22 protein-coding genes and 1 pseudogene are annotated in these 20,310 nt (G+C 69.8%); 17 read left to right on the top strand and 6 right to left on the bottom strand.

What is annotated here, in order from left to right; all coding sequences use genetic code 11:
- Positions 1-78: 78 nt before the first annotated feature.
- The 16 genes from solA (OHA25_RS23680) to OHA25_RS23605 all read left to right on the top strand — a co-directional run bounded on the left by solA (OHA25_RS23680) (position 79) and on the right by OHA25_RS23605 (position 15,657).
- On the top strand, positions 79-1,218 hold the full coding sequence (gene solA / locus OHA25_RS23680) for an N-methyl-L-tryptophan oxidase (protein WP_327589679.1): 1,140 nt from the start codon (positions 79-81) through the stop codon (positions 1,216-1,218).
- A gap of 35 nt (positions 1,219-1,253) precedes the next feature.
- Positions 1,254-2,390, top strand: a complete 1,137-nt coding sequence (solA, locus tag OHA25_RS23675; protein ID WP_327589678.1) for an N-methyl-L-tryptophan oxidase — start codon at positions 1,254-1,256, stop codon at positions 2,388-2,390.
- A gap of 12 nt (positions 2,391-2,402) precedes the next feature.
- On the top strand, positions 2,403-3,365 hold the full coding sequence (locus tag OHA25_RS23670) for a succinylglutamate desuccinylase/aspartoacylase family protein (protein ID WP_327589677.1): 963 nt from the start codon (positions 2,403-2,405) through the stop codon (positions 3,363-3,365).
- 45 nt (positions 3,366-3,410) lie between these two features.
- A complete protein-coding gene (locus OHA25_RS23665; protein ID WP_327589676.1) occupies positions 3,411-4,511 on the top strand; it encodes an ABC transporter substrate-binding protein in 1,101 nt (366 codons plus the stop codon).
- Positions 4,504-5,643, top strand: a complete 1,140-nt coding sequence (locus OHA25_RS23660; RefSeq protein WP_327589675.1) for an ABC transporter ATP-binding protein — start codon at positions 4,504-4,506, stop codon at positions 5,641-5,643. Before OHA25_RS23665 ends, OHA25_RS23660 begins: the two co-directional genes overlap by 8 nt.
- Before the next feature lie 3 nt (positions 5,644-5,646).
- On the top strand, positions 5,647-6,537 hold the full coding sequence (locus OHA25_RS23655) for an ABC transporter permease (RefSeq protein ID WP_327589674.1): 891 nt from the start codon (positions 5,647-5,649) through the stop codon (positions 6,535-6,537).
- Positions 6,534-7,400, top strand: a complete 867-nt coding sequence (locus OHA25_RS23650; protein WP_327589673.1) for an ABC transporter permease — start codon at positions 6,534-6,536, stop codon at positions 7,398-7,400. Before OHA25_RS23655 ends, OHA25_RS23650 begins: the two co-directional genes overlap by 4 nt.
- Positions 7,397-8,773, top strand: coding sequence for an aminotransferase class III-fold pyridoxal phosphate-dependent enzyme (locus tag OHA25_RS23645; RefSeq protein WP_327589672.1), 1,377 nt, complete (start codon positions 7,397-7,399; stop codon positions 8,771-8,773). Before OHA25_RS23650 ends, OHA25_RS23645 begins: the two co-directional genes overlap by 4 nt.
- 6 nt (positions 8,774-8,779) lie before the next feature.
- Positions 8,780-9,736: a succinylglutamate desuccinylase/aspartoacylase family protein gene (locus tag OHA25_RS23640; protein WP_327589671.1), complete on the top strand. Its 957-nt coding sequence runs from the start codon at positions 8,780-8,782 to the stop codon at positions 9,734-9,736.
- The gene (locus OHA25_RS23635) at positions 9,733-11,190 is read left to right on the top strand and encodes an aldehyde dehydrogenase family protein (RefSeq protein WP_327589670.1); all 1,458 of its coding nucleotides are present in this window, start codon (positions 9,733-9,735) and stop codon (positions 11,188-11,190) included. Before OHA25_RS23640 ends, OHA25_RS23635 begins: the two co-directional genes overlap by 4 nt.
- Positions 11,187-12,161, top strand: a complete 975-nt coding sequence (locus OHA25_RS23630; protein ID WP_327589669.1) for an aldo/keto reductase — start codon at positions 11,187-11,189, stop codon at positions 12,159-12,161. The genes OHA25_RS23635 and OHA25_RS23630 overlap by 4 nt, the downstream gene beginning before the upstream one ends.
- Positions 12,162-12,181: 20 nt before the next feature.
- Positions 12,182-12,847: a haloacid dehalogenase type II gene (locus OHA25_RS23625; RefSeq protein ID WP_327589668.1), complete on the top strand. Its 666-nt coding sequence runs from the start codon at positions 12,182-12,184 to the stop codon at positions 12,845-12,847.
- A 14-nt stretch (positions 12,848-12,861) separates the two neighbouring features.
- Complete coding sequence (locus tag OHA25_RS23620; RefSeq protein WP_327589667.1) at positions 12,862-14,145, top strand: NAD(P)/FAD-dependent oxidoreductase; 1,284 nt, start codon at positions 12,862-12,864, stop codon at positions 14,143-14,145.
- A gap of 432 nt (positions 14,146-14,577) precedes the next feature.
- A complete protein-coding gene (locus OHA25_RS23615; protein ID WP_442942135.1) occupies positions 14,578-14,961 on the top strand; it encodes an isocitrate/isopropylmalate family dehydrogenase in 384 nt (127 codons plus the stop codon).
- 310 nt (positions 14,962-15,271) lie between these two features.
- Positions 15,272-15,499: a cation:dicarboxylate symporter family transporter gene (locus OHA25_RS23610; RefSeq protein ID WP_327589666.1), complete on the top strand. Its 228-nt coding sequence runs from the start codon at positions 15,272-15,274 to the stop codon at positions 15,497-15,499.
- Positions 15,496-15,657, top strand: a complete 162-nt coding sequence (locus tag OHA25_RS23605; protein ID WP_327589665.1) for a hypothetical protein — start codon at positions 15,496-15,498, stop codon at positions 15,655-15,657. Before OHA25_RS23610 ends, OHA25_RS23605 begins: the two co-directional genes overlap by 4 nt.
- Here OHA25_RS23605 and OHA25_RS61485 read toward each other — a convergent pair.
- A complete protein-coding gene (locus OHA25_RS61485) occupies positions 15,594-15,758 on the bottom strand; it encodes a hypothetical protein (protein ID WP_442942134.1) in 165 nt (54 codons plus the stop codon). The genes OHA25_RS23605 and OHA25_RS61485 overlap by 64 nt on opposite strands.
- Between OHA25_RS61485 and OHA25_RS23600 the strand changes: the two genes are divergently transcribed.
- A complete protein-coding gene (locus OHA25_RS23600) occupies positions 15,697-15,858 on the top strand; it encodes a hypothetical protein (protein ID WP_327589664.1) in 162 nt (53 codons plus the stop codon). The genes OHA25_RS61485 and OHA25_RS23600 overlap by 62 nt on opposite strands.
- A 93-nt stretch (positions 15,859-15,951) precedes the next feature.
- Here the strand turns inward: OHA25_RS23600 and solA (OHA25_RS23595) are convergent, their stop codons facing one another.
- From solA (OHA25_RS23595) to OHA25_RS23575, 5 genes and pseudogenes are all read right to left on the bottom strand, one after another.
- Entirely contained in the window at positions 15,952-17,097 is a 1,146-nt protein-coding gene (gene solA, locus OHA25_RS23595; RefSeq protein WP_327589663.1) for an N-methyl-L-tryptophan oxidase, read from the bottom strand.
- A gap of 20 nt (positions 17,098-17,117) precedes the next feature.
- Positions 17,118-18,521: an NAD(P)/FAD-dependent oxidoreductase gene (locus OHA25_RS23590; protein WP_327589662.1), complete on the bottom strand. Its 1,404-nt coding sequence runs from the start codon at positions 18,519-18,521 to the stop codon at positions 17,118-17,120.
- Between the two features lie 175 nt (positions 18,522-18,696).
- Positions 18,697-18,927: a hypothetical protein gene (locus OHA25_RS23585; RefSeq protein WP_327589661.1), complete on the bottom strand. Its 231-nt coding sequence runs from the start codon at positions 18,925-18,927 to the stop codon at positions 18,697-18,699.
- A gap of 72 nt (positions 18,928-18,999) precedes the next feature.
- Positions 19,000-19,680, bottom strand: coding sequence for a haloacid dehalogenase type II (locus tag OHA25_RS23580; RefSeq protein WP_327589660.1), 681 nt, complete (start codon positions 19,678-19,680; stop codon positions 19,000-19,002).
- 294 nt (positions 19,681-19,974) lie between these two features.
- Positions 19,975-20,067 (bottom strand): annotated as a pseudogene (locus OHA25_RS23575) (IS5/IS1182 family transposase); the annotation flags it as partial.
- Positions 20,068-20,310: the final 243 nt, after the last annotated feature.

Here is a 20,310-nt window from a genome sequence, read left to right as displayed (position 1 = left end):
GGGCCGTTCCCCGAATCCAATCCATCACCCGGAGCGCTGGTCAATGGCCTGCGTCCCTCTCCTCGAAAGGATCTACCTGTGGCAGCCAGGAAGCGCGTCGCGGTCGTCGGCGTCGGGACGATGGGCAGCCAGGCCGCCTGGCGGCTGGCCGCCCGCGGGGCCGAGGTCGTCGGATACGACCGTTTCGCCCCTGGCCACGACCGCAGCGCCGCGGGCGGCGAGACGCGGATCTTCCGCAGCGCCCACTTCGAGGACTCCCGGTACGTGCCGCTGCTCAAGCACGCCGACGCCCTGTGGGAGCGGCTTCAGCAGGAGACCTGCCGCGAGCTGCGCCGCCTGACCGGATGCCTGCTGATGGGGCCGACCGAGCACCACCAGATGGCCACCGTCCTCGAGTCCATCGCCGAGCACGACCTCGACCACGAGGTGATCGACGCCGAGGCGCTGGCCAAGCGCTTCCCTCAATACCGTCTGGAGGACGGTGACGCCGCCGTGCTCGACCGCCGCGCGGGCCTCATCCGGCCCGAGCTGACGGTCCAGACCGCGGCCCGCCGCGCCGAGCAGCTGGGTGCCCGCATCCACCGCTACACGCCAGTGCGGGAGATCACCCCGGTTGCCGGAGGGGTCGAGGTCAGCACCGACTCCGGCAGCGAGCGCTTCGACGCGGTCGTCGTCACCGTCGGCCCCTGGGTGAACGACCTCCTCCCCGACCTGCCGTGGGAAGTGGACATCCGCCGCCTCATCAGCGCCTGGTACGTGCCCACCACCGACGCCTGGTTCGGCGAGGAGCGCCCCGCCTTCATCCGTACGGCGCCCACGCACTGCTACGGCCTGCCCTCCCCGGACGGCGTCTCCGTCAAGGTCGGGCTCTCGCGCGACCTGCACCGCCCGGCCGGCGACCCCAACGCGCTGGACCGCACCGTCCAGCCGGAGGAACTGGAGATCTTCACCGAACTCCTCCGCCGCCACCTGCCGGACCTGCACCCGGACCCGACCCGCCTGTCCGTCTACATGGAGGGCTACACCGAGAGCAGCCGACCGCTGGTCGGCCCGCTGCCCGGCGCCGGCAACGAGAACGTGATCCTGCTCGCCGGGTTCTCCGGCCACGGCTTCAAGCTCTCGCCCGCCTTCGGCGACATCGCCGCCGACCTGGCGCTGGACGGCACCTCCTCCCAGCCCATCGACTTCGTGTCGACCGTGGGCCGCACCGCGGCTTGAACCGCCCACCACCACGATCCGGCAAGGAGAGCCACATGGCCACGAGGAAACGTGTCGCCGTCGTCGGGACTGGCACGGTGGGCAGCCAGGCCGCCTGGCGGCTGGCGGCCCGGGGCGCCGAGGTCGTCGCCTACGACCGCTTCGCCCCCGGCCACGACCGCAGCGCCGCCGGCGGTGAGACCCGGGTCTTCCGTAGCGTGCAGACCGATGACGGCCGGTACGTGCCGCTCGTCCGGCACGCCGACGCTCTCTGGAAGCAGTTGCAGGCGGAGACCGGCCGGGAGCTGCGCCGGCTCACGGGATGCCTGTTCATGGGACCGGCCGACGACCCCGAGATGCGCACCATCATGGACGTCATCGCCGAGCACGGCCTCGACCACGAGCTGATCGACGCCGAGGCGCTGGCCAAGCGTTTTCCGCAGTTCCGCGTCGACGACGGCGACCTGGCGGTTCTCGACCCCCACGCGGGTTACATCCGCCCGGAGCTGTCGGTCCAGACCGCGGCCCGCCGCGCCGAGGAACTGGGTGCCCGGATCCGCCGCTACACCCCGGTGAGGGAGATCAACCCGGTCGGCGGGGGAGGCGTGGAGATCCGCACGGACGGCGACACCGAACGTTTCGACGCCGCGGTGGTCACTCCGGGCCCTTGGGTGGGCGACCTGCTGCCCGACCTGCCGTGGGAGGTGAGCGTCTACCGCGCGATCAGCGCCTGGTTCCTGCCCAATGAGGAACACCATGCCGGCGACGAGCGCCCTGCCTTCATCCGCAGGGGCGGCATCCCCTTCTACGGGATCCCCTCCCCCGACGGCCTCTCCGTCAAGCTCGGCCTGCCCCAGGCCCACCACCGGCCCGTGGACGACCCGAACCGGCTGGAGAGGGCCGTCGCGCCGGAGGAGCTGGAGATCTTCACGGAGATCGTGCGGCGCCACCTGCCAGGCCTGAACCCCAACCCGGTGCGGCTCGCCGCCTTCATGGAGGGCTACACCGGCAGCACGCGCCCGCTGGTCGGCCCGCTGCCAGGGTGCGACGACATCGTGCTGCTGGCCGGCTTCTCCGGCCAGGGATTCAAGATGTCGCCCGCCATGGGCGACCTCGCCGCCGACCTGGCCCTGGACGGCCACACCGACCTGCCCATCGAGTTCATGACGACCCTCGGCCGCACGGCCGCCTGAACGAGGTATGAGATGACCTGGACCATCGCCATCCTGACCGCAGAACCCGGCGCCAAGACCAGCGGCACCGTCACCGTGGACCTTGGCACGACCACCGCCGACGTCCCGCTGATCCTCGTCCACGGATCCCGTCCCGGCCCCACCGTGGTCATCACCGGCGGGGTGCACGGCGGCGAGTTCGCCGGGATCGCCGCCGCCGCTCAGCTCGCGGCCGGGCTCCAGCCTGACGACGTGCTCGGCCGGATCGCGATCTGCCCCGTCGCCAACCCGCCCGCCGCATACGGGGGCCGCCTCAACGTCTCGCCGCTCGACGGCGTCAACATCAATCGGGTCTTCCCCGGCGACCCCGCCGGCGGGCCGACCGAGCGGATGGCCGCCTGGCTGTTCGAGCACCTCATCACCGGCGCCGACGCCTACGCCGACCTGCACAGCGGTGGCATCGACCAGACCCTGCTCGACTTCGTCGGCTACCGCCTCACCGGCGACGACGCCCTCGACGCCAGCAACCGCGCGATGGCCCACGCCGTGGGCTACGAGCATGTCGTGTTCGGCCGCTCCGCCGAGGGCGGCAACAGCCACGCCGCCGCCAACCGCCTCGGCATCCCCGCCGTCCTCATCGAGACCGGCCAGCGCGGCGACCGCGACCCGGCCACCGTGCGGACCCTGCTGGACGCCCTGCACCGGCTGCTGAACCACCTCGGGGCCATCGACGGACCGGCTCCCGCGCCGACGGCCACGCCACGCGAATGGGTGTGGACGGGTGACGTCGAATCACCCGCGGCCGGCCTGTGGTACCCCGACGCCGTCACCGGCGACGAGGTCACCGAAGGACAGGCCATCGGCCGGATCGTCGACCCCGTCGACGGCGCCGAGCACAAGGTCACCGCCACGGCCACCGGAACGATCATCTACGGCATGAACGGCCTCACCGTCGTCCCCGGCACCGAGCTTGCGGCCATCGCCGTCCTCGCCTGACCACTCCCCGAACCGCGACCATCCCCATCCCCCGGAGGTACCGCCATGACAAATTCACCGATCGGAAGGCGGGCGCTGTTGCGCGGCGCTGCCGCGCTCGCCGCCCTGCCGGCGCTCGCCGCCTGCGGCACCGGCACCAGCCGCTCCACTGGTGCCAGCGTCTCCACCGGCTCGGGCGCCAAGACGGTGGCCGTCCGCAACAGTGGCGGGGCCTACGGCGAGGCCCTCAAGAAGGCGATCTACGACCCGTTCACCAAGGAGACCGGCATCACCGTCCAGGTCGCCAACCTCGACGGCGCACAGGTGCTGGCCCAGATCAACCAGGGTCGCCCCCAGGTCGACCTCATCGACAACTCGATGATGGACCACGCCAAGTTCGTCCGCGAGAACGCCCTGGAGAAGCTGGACCTCGACCGGATCAAGAACCTCAAGACCGCCCAGCTGCCCGAGAATCTGATCACCGAGTACGCCGTCGCCCACAGCTTCTACGCCCAGTGCATGGCCTACCGCACCGACGCCTTCGGCGGGCGCACGCCGGAGTCCTGGGCCGACTTCTGGGACGCCAAGGCTTTCCAGGGCGGCCGCTCGATGTGCAACCCGGACGCCGACCTGCCCGAGCTGGAGTTCGCGCTGCTGGCCGACGGCGTCGCGATGGACCAGCTGTACCCGCTGGATGTGGACCGCGCCTTCAAGGCGATGGATCGGATCAGGTCCGACGTCAAGAAGTACTGGGACAGCGGCCCGCTGCCCGGCATGCTGCTCACCCGCCAGGAGGTGACGATGACCACCGTCTGGCATGGCCGCCTGGCCGACCTGCTCAAGCAGGGGGTCCCGGTCGCGGCCCAGCTGAACGGCGCCCGCCGCCAGTTCCAGGGCTACTCCATCTCCAAGGGCGCACCCAACCTGGACGCCGCCTACCAGCTCTTCGACTACTCGATGAGTCCCGACGTCCAGGCCCGCCTGGCCACGACCTACCCGACGAACCCCTCCTCCCCCCTCGCCTACGACAAGATCAGCGAAGAGGTCCGCAACGGCCTGGCCGGTGCGCCGCAGTACTACGACAAGGGCTTCGACGCCGACACCGACTGGTGGCTGAAGAACGAAGAGGCCGTCAGCAAGCGGTGGCTGGGGTGGGCTCGTGGCTGAGTTCGGTGTGGCCGGACCCTCCGTCGAGGTGGCCGGCGCCAAGCCGGCCACCTCGACCGGCAAACCGCTGTCGGTAGTGGCCCTGCGCAAGACGTACGGGGACGTCGTCGCCGTCGACGAAGCGTCCATGGAGATCGCCGCCGGGGAGTTCGTCACCTTCCTCGGCGCCTCCGGGTCGGGTAAGACCACGACCCTGATGATGATCGCCGGTTTCTGCGAGCCGGATTCCGGCACCATCACCGTCGGGGACCGCGACGTGACCCGGCTGGCCCCGCAGAAGCGAAACCTCGGTTTCGTGTTCCAGCAGTACCTGCTCTTCCCGCACATGACCGTCGGCGAGAACGTCGCGTTCCCGCTGCAGCTGCGTGGCGTGCCCAAGGACGAGATCCGCAGGCGGGTCGGGCAGACGCTGGAGATCGCGGGCCTGTCCGGGTTCGGCGGCCGCAAGCCGCGCGAGCTGTCCGGCGGGCAGCAACAGCGGGTGGCCCTGTGTCGTGCGCTGGTCTACCGGCCGCCGGTCATCCTCATGGACGAGCCGCTGGGCGCGCTGGACAAGAAGCTGCGCGACCAGCTCCAGGTGGAGATCAAGACCATCCAGCAGGAACTCGGCCTGACCGTCATCTACGTGACGCACGACCAGGAAGAAGCGCTGGTCCTGTCCGACCGCATCGCGGTGATGCGCAACGGCAGGATCGAGCAGTTCGACACCCCGCGGGAGCTGTTCGAGCGGCCGAAGACGCCCTTCGTCGCCGACTTCCTGGGCGCGGCCAACTTCCTGCCCGGCCGCGTGGAACAGCAGAGCGACGCGCACACCCTGGTCCGCCTGGACCGCAGCGGGGGCCTGCTGAAGGCACGGCGCCACGAGCTGGCCGCCGGTGTCCCGGTCAAGGTCGCCGTCCAGCCGGGCCGGCTGCGGGTGTGCGCACCGGATGACGGCTTTTGTACCGGCACGGTGGAGAGCGCGACGTACGTGGGCAGTGTGGTGCGTGCCGGCGTTCGGATCAACGGCGCCGAGGCCCCGCTGCTGCGCCTGGAAGCACCGGCCAAGAACGGACCCGTCGCCGGCGAGCGGGTCGGCATCTGCGCCGATCCCGACGACGTCAACCTCTTCCCCAGCGAACAGGACGGGTGAGCGATGGCCGCCACCCTCGCCGGCGCCCCCGCCCGTCCCCGCCGGCTGCTGGCCTCCCGCAGGACCCGGATCGGCATCCTCTACGCCCTGCCGGCCGTGCTCTACCTGCTGGCGCTGTTCGTCTACCCGATCTTCAGCACGCTGCTGCTCAGCGTGAAGGACCTCGACGGGGCCCTGACGCTGCACTGGTACGCCGACGCGCTGACGGGCGTGAACCTGTCCGTGCTGTTCACCACGCTGCGGATCTCCGCCGAGACGGCGCTGTTCAGCCTGGTCATCGGGTTCGTCCTGGCGAACGCGATCTCCCGGCTGCGGCCCCTGGTGGCCGCCCTGGCCATGCTGATCGTCGTCGTCCCGCACTTCATCAGCGCCCTGGTGCGCACCTACGGATGGATCATCATGCTCGGCGACAAGGGCCTGGTGAACCAGGTGCTTGTCAGCCTGGGGGCGGCCGGGGCGCCGTACCGGCTGCTCTACAACGAGATCGGCGTGGTCATCGGCACCACCGCGGTGATGCTGCCCTACACCGTGCTGCTGCTGTACGGCGTGATGCGGGGCGTGGACCGCCGACTGCTCGCCGCCGCGGCCAGCATGGGGGCCGGCCGCCTGGTCATCTTCCGCCGGGTCTACCTTCCCCTGGTCGCTCCCGGACTGGCCACGGCCGGACTGCTCAGCTTCATCCTCTCGCTCGGCTACTACATCACCCCGGCCCTGATGGGCGGCCCCAACCAGACGATGATCGCCTCCCTCATCAACCAGCAGGTGATGAAGCAGAACCAGTGGAACGGGGCGGCCGCCGAGGGCGTCATCCTGCTGCTGCTGACCTTCGCCGGTCTGCTCCTGGTCAAGCTCGTCAGCTCTCTCGGCGAGGCGAAGAAGAGGAGCGCATCATGATCGGACTGCGCAGCACCCTCGCCGGGCGGATCGCGCTGACCACGTTCGCCACCGTGATCCTGCTGTTCCTGGCGCTGCCGATCGTCGTGATCATCGTCACCTCGTTCAGCAAAAGCGCCTTCGCAGCGTTCCCGCCGGACTCCTGGTCGCTCGGCTGGTACCAGGCGCTGTTCGCCGACGGCAGCAAATGGCCGGGCGCGCTGTCACTGAGCGCCCTCATCGCCTCGATCAGCACCGTGTTCTCACTGATCATCGGCGTGACCGCGGCGACCGCGCTGACCCGCAGCGAACTGCCGCTGCGCTCCGCGGTCTACGCCCTGGTCCTGGGGCCGCTGGTCATCCCGCACATCGTCACCGCCCTGGGCCTGTTCCTGCTCTTCGAACCCGCCGCGATGCTGGGCAGCCCGCTCGCGATCGCCCTGGGGCACACCGTGATGGCCTCGCCGATCGCGGTACTGATCCTCATCGCGACACTGCGCGGGATCGACGAACGCCTGGAGGACGCCGCGGCGAGCATGGGAGCGGGCCGCCTGACGATCGCCCGGCGGATCACCTTCCCCCTGGCCGCACCGGGGATGGTCGCGGCGGCGATCTTCTCCTTCATCACCAGTTTCGACGATTTCTACGTCTCCCAGTTCCTGTCCTCCGTCGGCACCCTCACCCTGCCGGTGCAGATCTACAACTCCCTGATGTTCGACATCGACCCCAGCGTGACCGCGGTCAGCGCGCTGCTGATCGCCTTCGCCGTCCTCGCCCTCGTGCTGGTCGGGCTGGTGCGCTGGCTCGGCTCCGGCCGGCAGAACGCCCTGCTGTCGGTCGAAACCGCCACGACCCTCGGTGCTCCGGGCGAGGAGGCGCTGTGAACGCCACCCAGGCAGCGGAGCGTCACCTGCTGCTCAACATGACCGCGAACGGCTCGTTCGGCGAGGGCGGCAAGGAGCTGTTCGTCGTGACCCGTGGCGACGGCCCCTACGTGTACGACTCGGCCGGCACCCGCTACATCGACGGCATGTCCGGGCTCTACTGCGCCCAACTCGGCTACGGCTACGCCGGCGAGATCGCCGAGGCGGCCGAGCGGCAACTGCGCGAGCTGTGCTACAGCCCCCTGTGGACCGCCTCCGCGCACCCGGCGGCCCTGGAACTGGCCAGGCGGCTCGCCGGCCTCGCCCCTGACGGGATGGAGCACACGTTCTTCAGCAGCGGCGGCGCCGAAGCCGTCGAGACCGCCTGGAAGATCGTGCGCCGCTACCACGTGCTGCGCGGCGAGCCCGGCCGGACCAAGGCGCTGGCCAGGCGCGGCGCCTACCACGGGCTCACCCTGGGCGCCCTGTCGTTCACCGACCACCCCGAGCTCAAGGAGCCGTACGGTCCCCCCGCCGTGCCGACCACGTTCGTCGCCAACACCAACCGTGCCCTGTTGCCGGAGCCGCTGGACGACGCCGCGTTCACAGCCCACCTGCTCGCGGACGCCGAGTCCGCGATCCTAGGGGCGGGCCCGGAGAACGTCGCGATGTTCATCGCCGAGCCGGTGCAGAACCGCGGCGGCTGCATCCCCCCGCCCGCGGGCTACTGGGAAGGGCTGCGCCGCCTGGCCGACCAGTACGGGTTCCTGCTCGTCGCCGACGAGGTCATCACCGGGTTCGGCCGGCTCGGCGAGTGGTTCGGCGGCGACCGCTACGGCGCCCGGCCCGACCTGATCACCCTGGCCAAGGGCATCACGGCCGGCTACGCACCGATGGGCGCCACCATGGTCAGCACCCGCGTCGCCGAGGTGCTGAACCGGCCGGGCGAGGTGCTCAATCACGGCTACACCTTCTCCGGGCACCCGCTGTGCGCCGCCATCGCGCTGCGCGCCCTCGACATCATGGAACGCGACCGGGTGCTGGACAACGTCCGCGCCCACCAGGAGCACCTGGCCAAGCGCATGATCGCGCTCGGCGCCCTGCCGATCGTCGCCGACGTGCGCGGCGCAGGCTACTTCTACGCCGTCGAGCTGGCCGGCGACCGCGAGGACGGCGCATTCAGCGAGCCGGCGCGGGCGGCGCTCATCCACGACCTCATCCCACGCCGGCTGCGCGAGGCAGGCTTGCTGGCCCGCGTCTACGACCGGGCCGCCCCGCTGGTTCAGATCGCCCCACCGCTGATCGCCGAAGCCGACCTGCTCGATCTGATCGCCGACATCATCGCCGCCACACTCGACGAGGCGTCGGACCGGCTCATTTCCTTCGAAAGGTAGAAACCAGTGACATACACCATCGGCCCGGTGAGCTGCGCACCCGGAGAGCGCGTCCAGGGTCTCATCCCCGTCGGCGTCAGCACGTACGGCGTCGAGCTGGGCATCCCGCTGATCGTGGTCAACGGCGCCGAGCCCGGTCCGGTCCTGTGCGTGGACGGCGGCGTGCACGGCGACGAATACGACGGTATGGAGGCCGTCCGCCGCGTCCTCGCCGAGACCGACCCGGCCACGCTGCGCGGGACCCTCGTCGGCATCCCCTGTGTGAACACCCCCGCCTTCGAGGCCGCCGCCCGCACCAGCGGCCTGGATCACGCCAACCTCAACCGCATCTTCCCCGGCGACCCCGACGGCTCCTACTCGCTGCGGCTGGCCGCCACGTTCGTCGAGCAGGTCATCCCGGCCGTGGACGCCCTGGTCGACCTGCACACCGGCGGCGCGTACGGCGAGATCGCGCCGCTCACCATCGTCCAGGGCGGCTACGAGGAGCTGGCCACCGGCATCGGCCTGGCCGCCGGCCACCCGCTGATCTGGAAGGGCGGCAAGTGGGGCGGCACCGCCCGCCTGTCGGCGCTGCAGGCCGGCAAGCCCGCCATCACTGTCGAGGTCGGCGGCGGCACCTACCGCGAGGAGACGGTCGCCCTGCACGTGCGCTCCGTCCGCAACATCATGCGGCACCTCGGCATGATCGACGGCCAAGCGGAACTGCTCGACACGTACACGGAGGTCAGCGGCACCTTCGCGCGCACGGCCGCCGGCGGTTTCTTCCTCGGCCACGCCGACCCCGGCGAGGAGTGCAAGCAGGGCGATCTCATCGGCCGCGTCGTCGACCACTACGGCGCCACCCTGGAGGAGATCCGCGCCCCGCAGGACGGCATCGTGCTGTGGGTGCGCCGCATCCGCACCGTCCGCACCGGTGACGAGGTCGTCATCTTCGGCGCGGTCGAAGGGGAGCTCCGGCCGTGACCAGCCGTTCCGTACGCGAGTTGCTCATCGACGGCAAGACGGTCCCGGCCCGTGACGGGGCCACCTTCACCGTCGTCGACCCGGCCAGCGGCACCCCCATCGCCGAGGTGTCCCGCGGCGGCCCCGCCGACATCGACAGCGCGGTGGCCGCCGCCGGCGCCGCGCTCGTCTCGCCCGGCTGGGCGTACCTGCGGCCGGCCGAGCGCGGCCGGCTGCTCACCCGCATCGCCCAGGAGATCCGCCGCCAGGGCGGCGACCTGGCCGAGCTGGAGAGCCTGGACGTGGGCAAGCCGCTGCGCCAGGCCCGCGCCGACGTCGAGGCGGCAGCCCGCTACTTCGAGTTCTACGCCGGCATCGCCGACAAGCTCGGCGGCGCCACCATTCCGCTCGGCCGCGGCCTGCTCGATTACACCGTCCGTGAGCCGATCGGCGTGTCGGGGCAGATCATCCCGTTCAACTACCCACTGCAGAACACCGCCCGCGGCGCGGCCCCCGCCCTCGCCGCCGGCTGCACAGTCGTACTCAAGCCGTCGCCGGAGGCGCCGCTGACGCCGCTGGAGATCGGCCGGATCGCGCTGGAGTGCGGGCTGCCGCCCGGGGCGCTCAACGTGGTGCCCGGCGACGGCGCGACCGGCGCGGCCCTGGCCGGCCATGCCGGAATCGACCAGGTGACGTTCACCGGCTCGGTGCCGACCGGGATCAAGGTCGCGCAGGCCGCCGCCGCGAACGTGGTGCCGTCGGTGGTGGAGCTGGGCGGCAAGTCCCCCGCCATCGTCTTCGCCGACGCGGACTTCGACCAGGCGCTCGCCGGCGTGGCGGCCTCGGCGTTCGGCAACGCCGGGCAGACGTGCTCCGCCGGCACCCGACTGCTGCTGCAGCGCGGCGCCGAGGAGTTCCTGGACCGGCTCGTCGAGCACGCCGCGTCCCTGCGGCTCGGGCCGGGCCTGGACGACCCCGACATGGGGCCGCTGGTGTCGGCGCGGCAACGCGACCGCGTGGAGACGTACCTGGAACTGGCCCGTCAGGAGGGCGCCACCATCCGCACGGGCGGCGGACGGCCCGCGGACCCGGCGCTCGCCGACGGGTACTTCATCGAGCCGACCGTCCTGACGGGGCTGACCAACGCCGCGCGGTGTGCGCGGGAGGAGATCTTCGGGCCCGTCCTCACGGTCATCGAGTTCGGCGACGCCGATGAGGCCCTCGCCATCGCCAACGACAGCCCGTACGGATTGTCGTCGTATGTGTGGACCCGTGACATGACCACCGCGATGCGGCTGGCCGAAGGCATCAGGGCCGGCCAGGTGTACGTCAACGCCACCGGTGTCGGCACCGGCGTCGAGCTGCCGTTCGGCGGCTACAAGCACAGCGGCTGGGGCCGCGAGAAGGGCTTGGAGGCGCTGAACGGCTACACCCAGCTCAAGAACGTCTGCCTCGGCTTCGGGACGCCCCGATGAGCGGCATGCGTTACCGCAGGCTCGGCCGCGACGGCCCGCTGGTGTCCGTGGTGGGGGTCGGCGGCAACAACTTCGGCTCCCGCCTGGACGAGGACGGCACCAAGGCTGTCGTCCACGCCGCCCTGGACGCGGGCATCACCCTGTTCGACACCGCCGACACCTACGGCGCGTGCGGCGGCGGCGACGCGGGAGACAGCGAGCGCCTGCTCGGCGCCGCGCTCAAGGGCCATCGCGACGAGGTGGTGCTGGCCACCAAATTCGGCATGAGCATGGGCGCGGGTGCCGACCGGCTCGGGCCGCGCGGCGCCCGCCGCTACATCCGGCACGCCGTGGAGGAGTCGCTGCGCCGGCTCGGCACCGACCACATCGACCTGTACCAGTACCACGAGCCCGACGGCGTGACTCCGCTCGCCGACACGCTCGAAGCGCTGAGCGAGTTGGTCGCCGAGGGCAAGGTGCAATACGTCGGCTGCTCCAACATGCCCGCCTGGATGCTTGCCGACGCCGCCTGGCAGGCCAGGTGGGACCGGCGCGCGCCGTTCGTCAGCGCCCAGGCCCGCTACCACTTGCTCGACCGGAGCGCCGAGCAGGAGCTCGTCCCTGCCTGCGCCGCGTTCGGCGTCGGACTTCTGCCGTATTACCCGCTCGCCAACGGCCTGCTCAGCGGCAAGTACCGGCGCGGCGAGCCGCCGCCTCCCGGCAGCAGGCTCTCGTGGCGGCACGGCTGGCTCACCGAGCAGGCGCTCGACCGGGTCGAGGCCCTCACCACCTACGCCACCGACCGCGGCCTGACCTTGCTGCAGGTCGCCGTCGGCGGCCTGGCCGCACTGCCCCAGGTGGGCTCCGTCATCTGCGGGGCGATGACCCCGCAGCAGGTCACCGCCAACGCGGCGGCGGTCGGCTGGACCCCGGACGCGGCCGACCTGGCCGCGCTCGATCACATCGTGCCGCCCGGCGAACGGGTGGTCTGAACACCATGAGGTTGAACGACATGCGACAGGTAGTCACCTTCGACGCCTACGGAACCCTGATCGACTTCCAGCTCGGGCCCACCACGCTGAAGGTCCTCGCCGACCGGCTGGACCTCGATGGGCTCAACGTGGAGGAGTTCCTCGACGACTTCCGCGTCATGCGCTTCCAGGCCGTGCTGGAGGCGTACCGCCCCTACCACGAAGTGCTGCACTCCAGCCTGCGCAACGCCATGCGTCTGCACGGCCTCGACTACCGCACCTCCGACGGCGACGCCCTGGTCGAGGCGGTGCCCACGTTCGGGCCGTTCCCGGAGGTGCCGGACGCGCTGCGCGCGCTCAAGAGCAAGTACGAGATCGCAATCATCTCCAACTCCGACGACGACCTCATCAAGCACAACGTCGCCAACATCGGCGTCGAGTTCGACCACGTGATCACCGCCGAGCAGGCCAGGGCGTACAAGCCCGACCGGCAGGCCTTCGAGCACGCCTTCAAGGTCATGGACGTCGAGCCGTCCCAGGTGATCCACACCGCCCAGGGCTGGGAGTACGACCATATCCCCACCCGCGACCTCGGCCTCGAGCGGCGCGTGTGGATCAACCGCTACCGCCACCCCGGCAGCTCCGACTACCAGCCCTACGACGACCTGCCCGACCTGTCCGGCCTGCCCGCACTGCTCGGCTGCTGAGAACGGAACGCACGATGAAGCAGATCCCGTACTGGCTCGACACCGCTCCCCCGCTACCCGACCGGTCCGGCAGGCCGCTGCCGGACGAGGCCGACGTGGTGGTTATCGGCGGCGGGCTGACCGGCCTGTCCACCGCCCTGCACACCGCCGGCAGGGGCGCCCGGGTCGTCCTCGTCGAGAAGGACAAGGTCGGCTCGGGCGCCTCCGGGCGCAATGGCAGCATGTGCACCCAGGGCATCACCATCACCACCGGCCAGGCACGCGAACGCTACGGCCAGGAGCGCGCCCGCGAGCTGTACGACTCCTTCCGCCACGCCGTGGACCTCGTGGAGGAGCTGACGCTCAAGGAGGGCATCGACTGCGACTTCCGCCGCTCCGGCCGCTTGGGTGTCGCCTTCAAACCAGCCCACTTCGAGAAGATGCGTGCCAAGCAACGCGATCTCGCCGAGAACTTCGGCCACGAGACCACGCTCATCGGCCCCGGCGAGCTGCGTACCGAGCTGGGCTCGGACTACTACCACGGCGCGCTGCTCGACCCGCTCAGTGCGGGCCTCCACGTCGGCAAGTACGTGCACGGCCTGGCCGGGGCCGCTGAGCGCGCCGGCGCCGAGATCCACGAGCGCAACGCCGCCACTGAGTTGCGGCGCATGCCCGGTGGCGGCTTCGAGGTGGAAACGCTGAACGGCCTCATCCGGGCCAGGCAGGTCGTCGCGGCCACCGACGCCTACAGCGACGGCGCGCTGCCGTGGCTACGCAAGCGGCTCATCTGCGTCGGCAGCTTCATCATCGTCACCGAGCCGCTGGGCGAGGAGCTGGCCCGCGAGATCATCCCGAACGCGCGCCTGGTGGTCGACTCCAAGAACATCGGCCACTACATCCGGCTCACCCCCGACAACCGGCTCGCCTTCGGCGGCCGGGCCCGCTTCGCCCCGTCCGACCCGGCCTCCGACCGCAAGAGCGGCGCGGTGCTCAAGCGGGAGATGGCCGAGATCTTCCCCCAGCTCGCCAACGTCAAGATCGACTACGTGTGGGGCGGCAGCGTCGGCTTCAGCTACGACCGCATCCCGCACGCCGGCGAGCAGGACGGCCTGTATTACTCGGGGGGCTACTGCGGCCACGGCGTGCAGATGGCCACCTACATGGGCCGCGCACTCGCCGACATGATGGACGGCCGTCCCGAGGCCAACCCCTGGCGCGGGCTCGGCTTTCCCAAGGTGCCCGTGCCGTTCTACAACGGCACCGCCTGGTTCCTGCCGTTCGCCGGCGCGTACTACAAGGCGAAGGACCGCTTCCGCTGACTCGGCTTCCTCGCGGCCGGCGCCCCTGGCCGCGAGGAGCCTCTTGATGATCGCTTCCGAGCTACCGGACGAGACATCGAGTCCAAAGCGCCACACGGACCCGCACGGCATGGGATTGATAAGGCCAACGGTGAGTCCTGCTACCGCGCTCGAGCGCGGCTGCCTCGGTCGGCGCGGCGTAGACCGGCTTGAGCGCCTTGGCGATGGCGTCCCAGTGCTGGCGGGCGGCATACCGGAACGAGGCGCCTCACCGCGGTCGCCGGCTGGGCGCGGTGAGATACCCGAGGTGCCCGACCATGTCTCGCTGTGGGGGCTGCTGATCCCGATCCGGCGCACCTTCCGCCAGTACGTCAACCTCCGGCCCATCTGCGTCTTCGAAGGCATCGACAGTCCGGTGCACGGCGCGCGGCCGGGCGAGGTCGAGTTTTCGTCGTGCGCGAGAACGACCCCGCCCGCTTCGACGTGGTCGTCGCCTCCAACCTCTTCGGTGACATCCTCAGCGACCTCGCGGCCGCGGTCGCCGGATCCATCGGCATCGCCCCGGCGGCCAACCTCAACCCCGAGCGTGACTTCCCCTCGATGCTCGAGCCGGCGCACGGCTCCGCGCCAGACATCGCGGGCCAGGGCATCGCCAACCCGCTGGGCGCGATCTGCTCTGCGGCCATGATGCTCGACCACCTCGGCCACCCCGCCGCGGCCAGGGACATCACGGACGCGATCGCCTCGGTCCTGGCCAAGACCGATATCCGTACCCGCGACCTGGGCGGAACCGCGACCACCGCCGAGTTCACCGACAAGGTGATCGAGCTCCTCTGAGCCATCTCTCCCTCGGTGGGCGGCAGGGACGACGCCGCCCACCGCTCACCGGCACTCCCGCGCCCTGTCCCCTTTCCTGAGCCGCGCCCCCACCGGCCCTCCCTCGTGGCGAGGACCGTTCCGCGTCCCGGTTGCGCCCCGTTCCTCAACGAGGAGAAACGCCATGGCAGCACCCGTGTCCCCAACCCCCCGCCCAGGCCGAACCCGCCAAGCGGCCCTGGTACAAGCAGCTCTACTTCTGGGTCCTGACCGCCATCGTCGCCGGCACCGCGATGGAGCCGGTCGGCATGACCTTCGTCGCAGCATCAAGATGCTCATCACCCCGATCGTCTTCCTCACCATCGTGGGAGGCTTCGGCAACGTCGACAGCCTCGGCCACGTGGGCCGCGTGGGGCTGAAATCCCTGCTCTACTTCCAGGCGGGCACACTCGTCGCCCTCCTCGTGGGCCTGATCGCCGTCAACGTCTTCCAGCCCGGTACCGGTGTGCACCCCACCCTCGCGACCTTTGCCTGGCGGGCGACGCCGGACAGCACGTGAAGGACGGGGAGAACCAGGACTGGTGGCACTTCCTGACCGACCTCGTGCCCACCAGCGCCATCGGCGCCTTCACCGAGGGCAACATCCCACCAGGTCAGATCAGGCCGAGCCCGAGCGGGATCGTCGTACCGCCGAGCTTGTCGGCGACGCCCGCGTAGAACTCGAGAGCGGGCGGCATCCGGGCCCACTCGGGTGCCGTGAAGGCCGCGCGTGCGGCGGCCACCGCCTGGTCCACGTCCGCCTTGCCGGCCAGCGCCACCTGGGCGATGGCCGTCCCGTTCGACGGGTCGACGACGGTGAAGGAGCGTGCCGATCACCAAAGGCACCTGATGGGCGACCTCGGCAAGCACCCGCACTGACCTTGCCCGGGGATGATGCTCGAACCGGCCTGCACCGGCGGTGTGGGGGTGTCCTTCCCACCAGACTGCGCCGAGGCGGCGGAAGTTGGTGGGCTACCTGGTCTTGAACCGGTCCGGACGCACGAAGTCCAGGCCTTCGATGGTCTGTTTGCCGAGCGCCTCGTGTGCGGCGATGTGGCCATAGCCGGTGGCCATTTTGAAGCCTTTTCCGGAGAATCCGGTGGCACAGTAGACCCTGCTGTTCTCATCCAGCCAGCCGAGGAGGGGATGCCTGTCCTCGGTGAAAAGGTCGGGGAAGGCGTCGGAGCGCACGATGGTGGGGGTCAGGCCGGGGAAGAATTCGGTGACGGTCTCGGTGACCTTCTCGATTTCTTCCGGGGTGAGTTCTCTGGGCACGGAGTCCGGGTCGGGGGTTGTCCTTCCGCGCCCGTCCAGCGGTCCGTCCACCGATGCCTTGACCGTCACACCATCGACGGCGGGTGCGCCGTACATGGAGCGATCGTCGTACAGTCGGCTGAAGACGGGGAATTTCTCTGGCGAGAACTGGGTGCCGTCCTGAGCGATGAACCAGGTCAGGACGATCCGATGGGTTTCCGTAACGGCCTTGAGGTGGTCGGGCATGAGCCTTCGGGACCAGCCGCCCGAGGCGACGATGACCTTCTCGAACGTCCAGGTTCTGTCGCCCGAGGCGACGACCACGCCGTGTTCGGCTTCGGTGATGCTGTCCACGGGTGTGTTCTGAAGGACGGCGGCGCCGCCTGCCTGGGCCGCCGCGACGGCAGCGCTGACGGCGCGGTCGGTGCGCAGAACGCCGGCGCGGGGGTCATAGATGGCGCAGTCGTCGGGGCGGAGGTTGTGCTGGGGGTAGCGTGCCGCCATGTCCTCCCGGCTGAGGACGTAGTGCTCGGCTCCGGTGATGCGCGTTGTCTCGAGGAGGCTGTTGATGAAGCTGCCGTTCGCCGTCCCGATGGACAGGCCTCCGGTAGGCGTGAGGATGTCCTGCCCGGTTTCCGCTTCGAGCTCGGCCCAGAGGCTGCGGGAGCGTTCCAGGATGGGGTAGTAGTCGGGCTTCCCGAGGTAGACCATGCGGAACAGGCGGGTGTCCCCGCCCACGGCACTGCGGCCGTGGGCGGGGCTGGCGGCCTCGAAGCCCACTACCGAGTCGGACAGCCGAGAGGCCTGCCACAGGGCCATGCTTCCGATGCTGCCCAGGCCGATGACTGCGAGTTTTGCGTCCATGAGAGCAGTTTCCTTTTCGTTTACTCGTGAAGCCCGGCGAGTCTGCTGCCGAATCTGGCCAGGAGTGAGGTCTTGCTGGAACCCCTGCGCTCTTCCCACTGGTCGGCGATACCGAAGAGCCGGTACATGGCGTGAACGCCCAGCCAGCGGATGGGTTCCGGTTCCCACTTCCGTGCCCGGTAGCTGACCCAGGGAAGGGTGGTCCGCTCGGTTTCCTTCTCGAAGGCGAGCTCCACGAGAGTCCTGCCGCCGACGTAGGCCGACGTGACGCCGTGTCCTGCGTAGCCGGTGGACGATCCGATCCCGGATGCCGGGTCCCAGTGCACGCCGCCGTTCCAGTCGCGCGTGACACCCAGGACTCCCGACCAGGCGTGGTCCACCTCGAAGGGGATGCCCGGGAAGAAGGTACTGAGCTTCTGCGAGATCAGGTCAATGGTGGACTGGGCGGTTGCACCGGCTCCCCCTGTGCCGGACCCGAAGCGGTAGGGGACGCCGCGGCCCCCCATGGCGATACGGCCGTCCGATGTCCGCTGGGCGTAGATGAATGTGTGCGCGGAGTCGCTGAGGCACTGGAGCGCGTCCCAGCCGATCTGCTGCCATGCTTCCTCCGGCAGAGGCTTGGTCACGATCAACGAGGAATTGACAGGGATCAGGGTCCGGCGGCCAAGCAGCTGTCCCGAATAACCTTCAGTGCAGACGAACGTCCTGGCCGCGGTGACGCGCGCGTTGGCCAACCTGAGGGTCTTGCCCCCGACACTGTCCACTCGGCTGCCCTCGAAGATCCTGACCCCCATGGAGGTCACGGTGTCGGCCAGGCCGTAGACGAGTTTCGCGGGGTGGAGCCGCGCGCAGTGCTTGTAGAAGAGCCCGCCGTGGACGGTGGAGATGTTGATCCGGCTCCGGAACTCGTCCCGGTCGAGCATGTGGATCTCGTCTTCGGTCAGCCCGTAGTTCAGGTCGGCATCACGCCTGGCGACAAGCCGGCCCAGCCCCGCCTGAGTGTGGGCGGCGACGAGCGCGCCGCCCTTGTGCTGATCGGCGTTGATGCCCTCGGCCTGGAGGATGTCCAGGACGGCGTCGACGCCGGCGACGAATTCCTGCTGCAGTGCCCGGCTCGCTTCCAGCCCTCCCCCGGCGCGGGCGAAGGTGGCACGGTTTCCTGGGGGCATTGCCGAGAGCCAGCCACCGTTGCGTCCTGAAGCGCCATAGCCCACCTGCTCGGCCTCGAAGACGGCGACCGAGAGCGACGGTTCGAGCTTCTTGGCGAAGTACGCCGCCCACAGGCCGGTATAGCCGCCGCCGACAATGGCCACGTCGACGGAGTCCTGGCCGGTGAAGCGGGGGAACGACGGCCTCTTGTCGGCCAGTCCGGCCACCCAGAAGCCGAGCTCTCCGTTTCGGGGTGGCGCCGCAAGGGCGTTCATGTGCGTCCTTCTTCTGTGTCTGGGAACTGCGTGGGCCGGTACGAGAAGGCGGTGTAGCCGCCGTCGACGGGGGAGGGTTGTCCCGGTGATGTACGAGGACTCCGACGATGCGAGGAAGAGGACGGTGCGGCGAAGGCCTGCATACGGTCGTGCACTCCTCATGATTGGTTCGCCGCTACACCGCAGTGCAGATCATCTGGATCTCGACAGGGGTGTTGAGGGGGGCCCGGCGACACCGGTCCAGGTCGCCCACCGCCTGCACAGCGGCAGCGAGCGCGTTGAGCGCGACATGGCGCGCGAGCTCCCGCGCCGTCTCCAGCTCGACGTCCCGGCCGACGACGCCCTCACCCAGCAGCTCACCGTTCCTGAAAGGCAGTTGGCCCGAGATGTAGATGCCTGAGCCCACCGCCCGGTGGTGCAGAAGTACGCGTTGCCAGCGAGGACGGGTAGCTCCAGTCCTCAGTTCTCCGCTCAGGCGTCAGGGGCGCGGGAGGCCGAAGAGGACGGGGAGGTCAGCGATGTCGGTGATCCGCTCGTAGCCGAGCCAGTGCTCGTCGTGCTCGAAGCCGCGGTCGACGTACACCTTGTTCTTGATGCCCAGGTTGGCCGCGGAGCGCAGGTCATACGTCGGGCTCGCGGAGACGTGCACGAGGTCGTCGGGTGTAACGCCGAGCTTGTCGAATGTGTATTCGAAGGCGCGGAGCCGTGGCTTGTAGACGCCCATCTCCTCGGCGCTGATGACGACCTCGAACGGGGCCTGGAGGTTCTCCGCGAGACGCACGGCATGCGCGGTGTCGCTGTTCGTGATGATGACCAGCGGGACTTCCTCGGCCAGGCGGTTCAGCGCCTCGGTGACGCCGGGGTACGGGCCCCAGGTGGGGATGCGGTCGTACACCGCCCGCGCGTCGTCCTCGCGGTACTCGAGACCGAGCCTGCGCGAGCCGCGTTCCATGGAATGAGCGACGATCTGATGGACCGGCTTGTACTCGCCCGTGCACTCGTCGATCCGGTACACCTTGCAGATCCGCAGGAAATCATCGGCGACCTCGGCCGGCAGTCGGTCGCCCAGGACCTCGCGGATCGCATCGTTGATGCTGTACTTGATCAGCGTTCCATTCATGTCGAACGTCACGAACTTGGGCTTGACATCGAATCCCACTGGTCCTCCTAGTGCTTAAGTGGAGCAATCTAAGCTCTGGTCGATTGTCGACCATCTCTGCCGATTGTCGACCAAGTGGGATCTACTGTCAACACCTTCATGGCCGGTCGCGCTCCCTCGAACCGCTGTGTGCCCCTGTTCCTCGGTGCTCCTCTCCGTCGTAGCCATGAGGCTCAATCAGACGTCGTGCCAGTTGGTGAGTCGGCGGTAGCTGATGTTCGTAGGCCAGGAATTGTTCGGCTGCCTTGCCTTGCGCTCGTAACGGCGGTGCAGGGGTCGGCAGCCGGCGAGTCAGGACACTGTCCTCTCGGCAACCCGGCGGTGGCGGCCCAGCCGCCGCGAGGACTCGATGCCTCTGCGGGCGATGTGATGGCGGATGCCCGTCCTGGCGGTGACCCACGAGGACAGGGTGTACGAGCGCCGGGTACAGCTCACCGAGCAGGCCGCGAGGATCGGAAACGTCACCGATCTGCCAGGTGCTCGGCTTCTCCCGCAAGACCTGGTACCGGCTGGACGAAGAAGTCCGAACAGTCGGCGTCCGGAGGCGCGAAGGTGCTGCGTCGCACATCCTGTGAACTGCCGAGCCACGGACCGCCGCGCTCCCCTTGGTCGGCTGCACCTGCTGCAGGT

The organism is Nonomuraea sp. NBC_00507, assembly GCF_036013525.1.
In the GTDB taxonomy this organism is placed as follows: Bacteria; Actinomycetota; Actinomycetes; order Streptosporangiales; family Streptosporangiaceae; genus Nonomuraea.
This window is presented reverse-complemented; position numbering and strand designations above follow the sequence as displayed.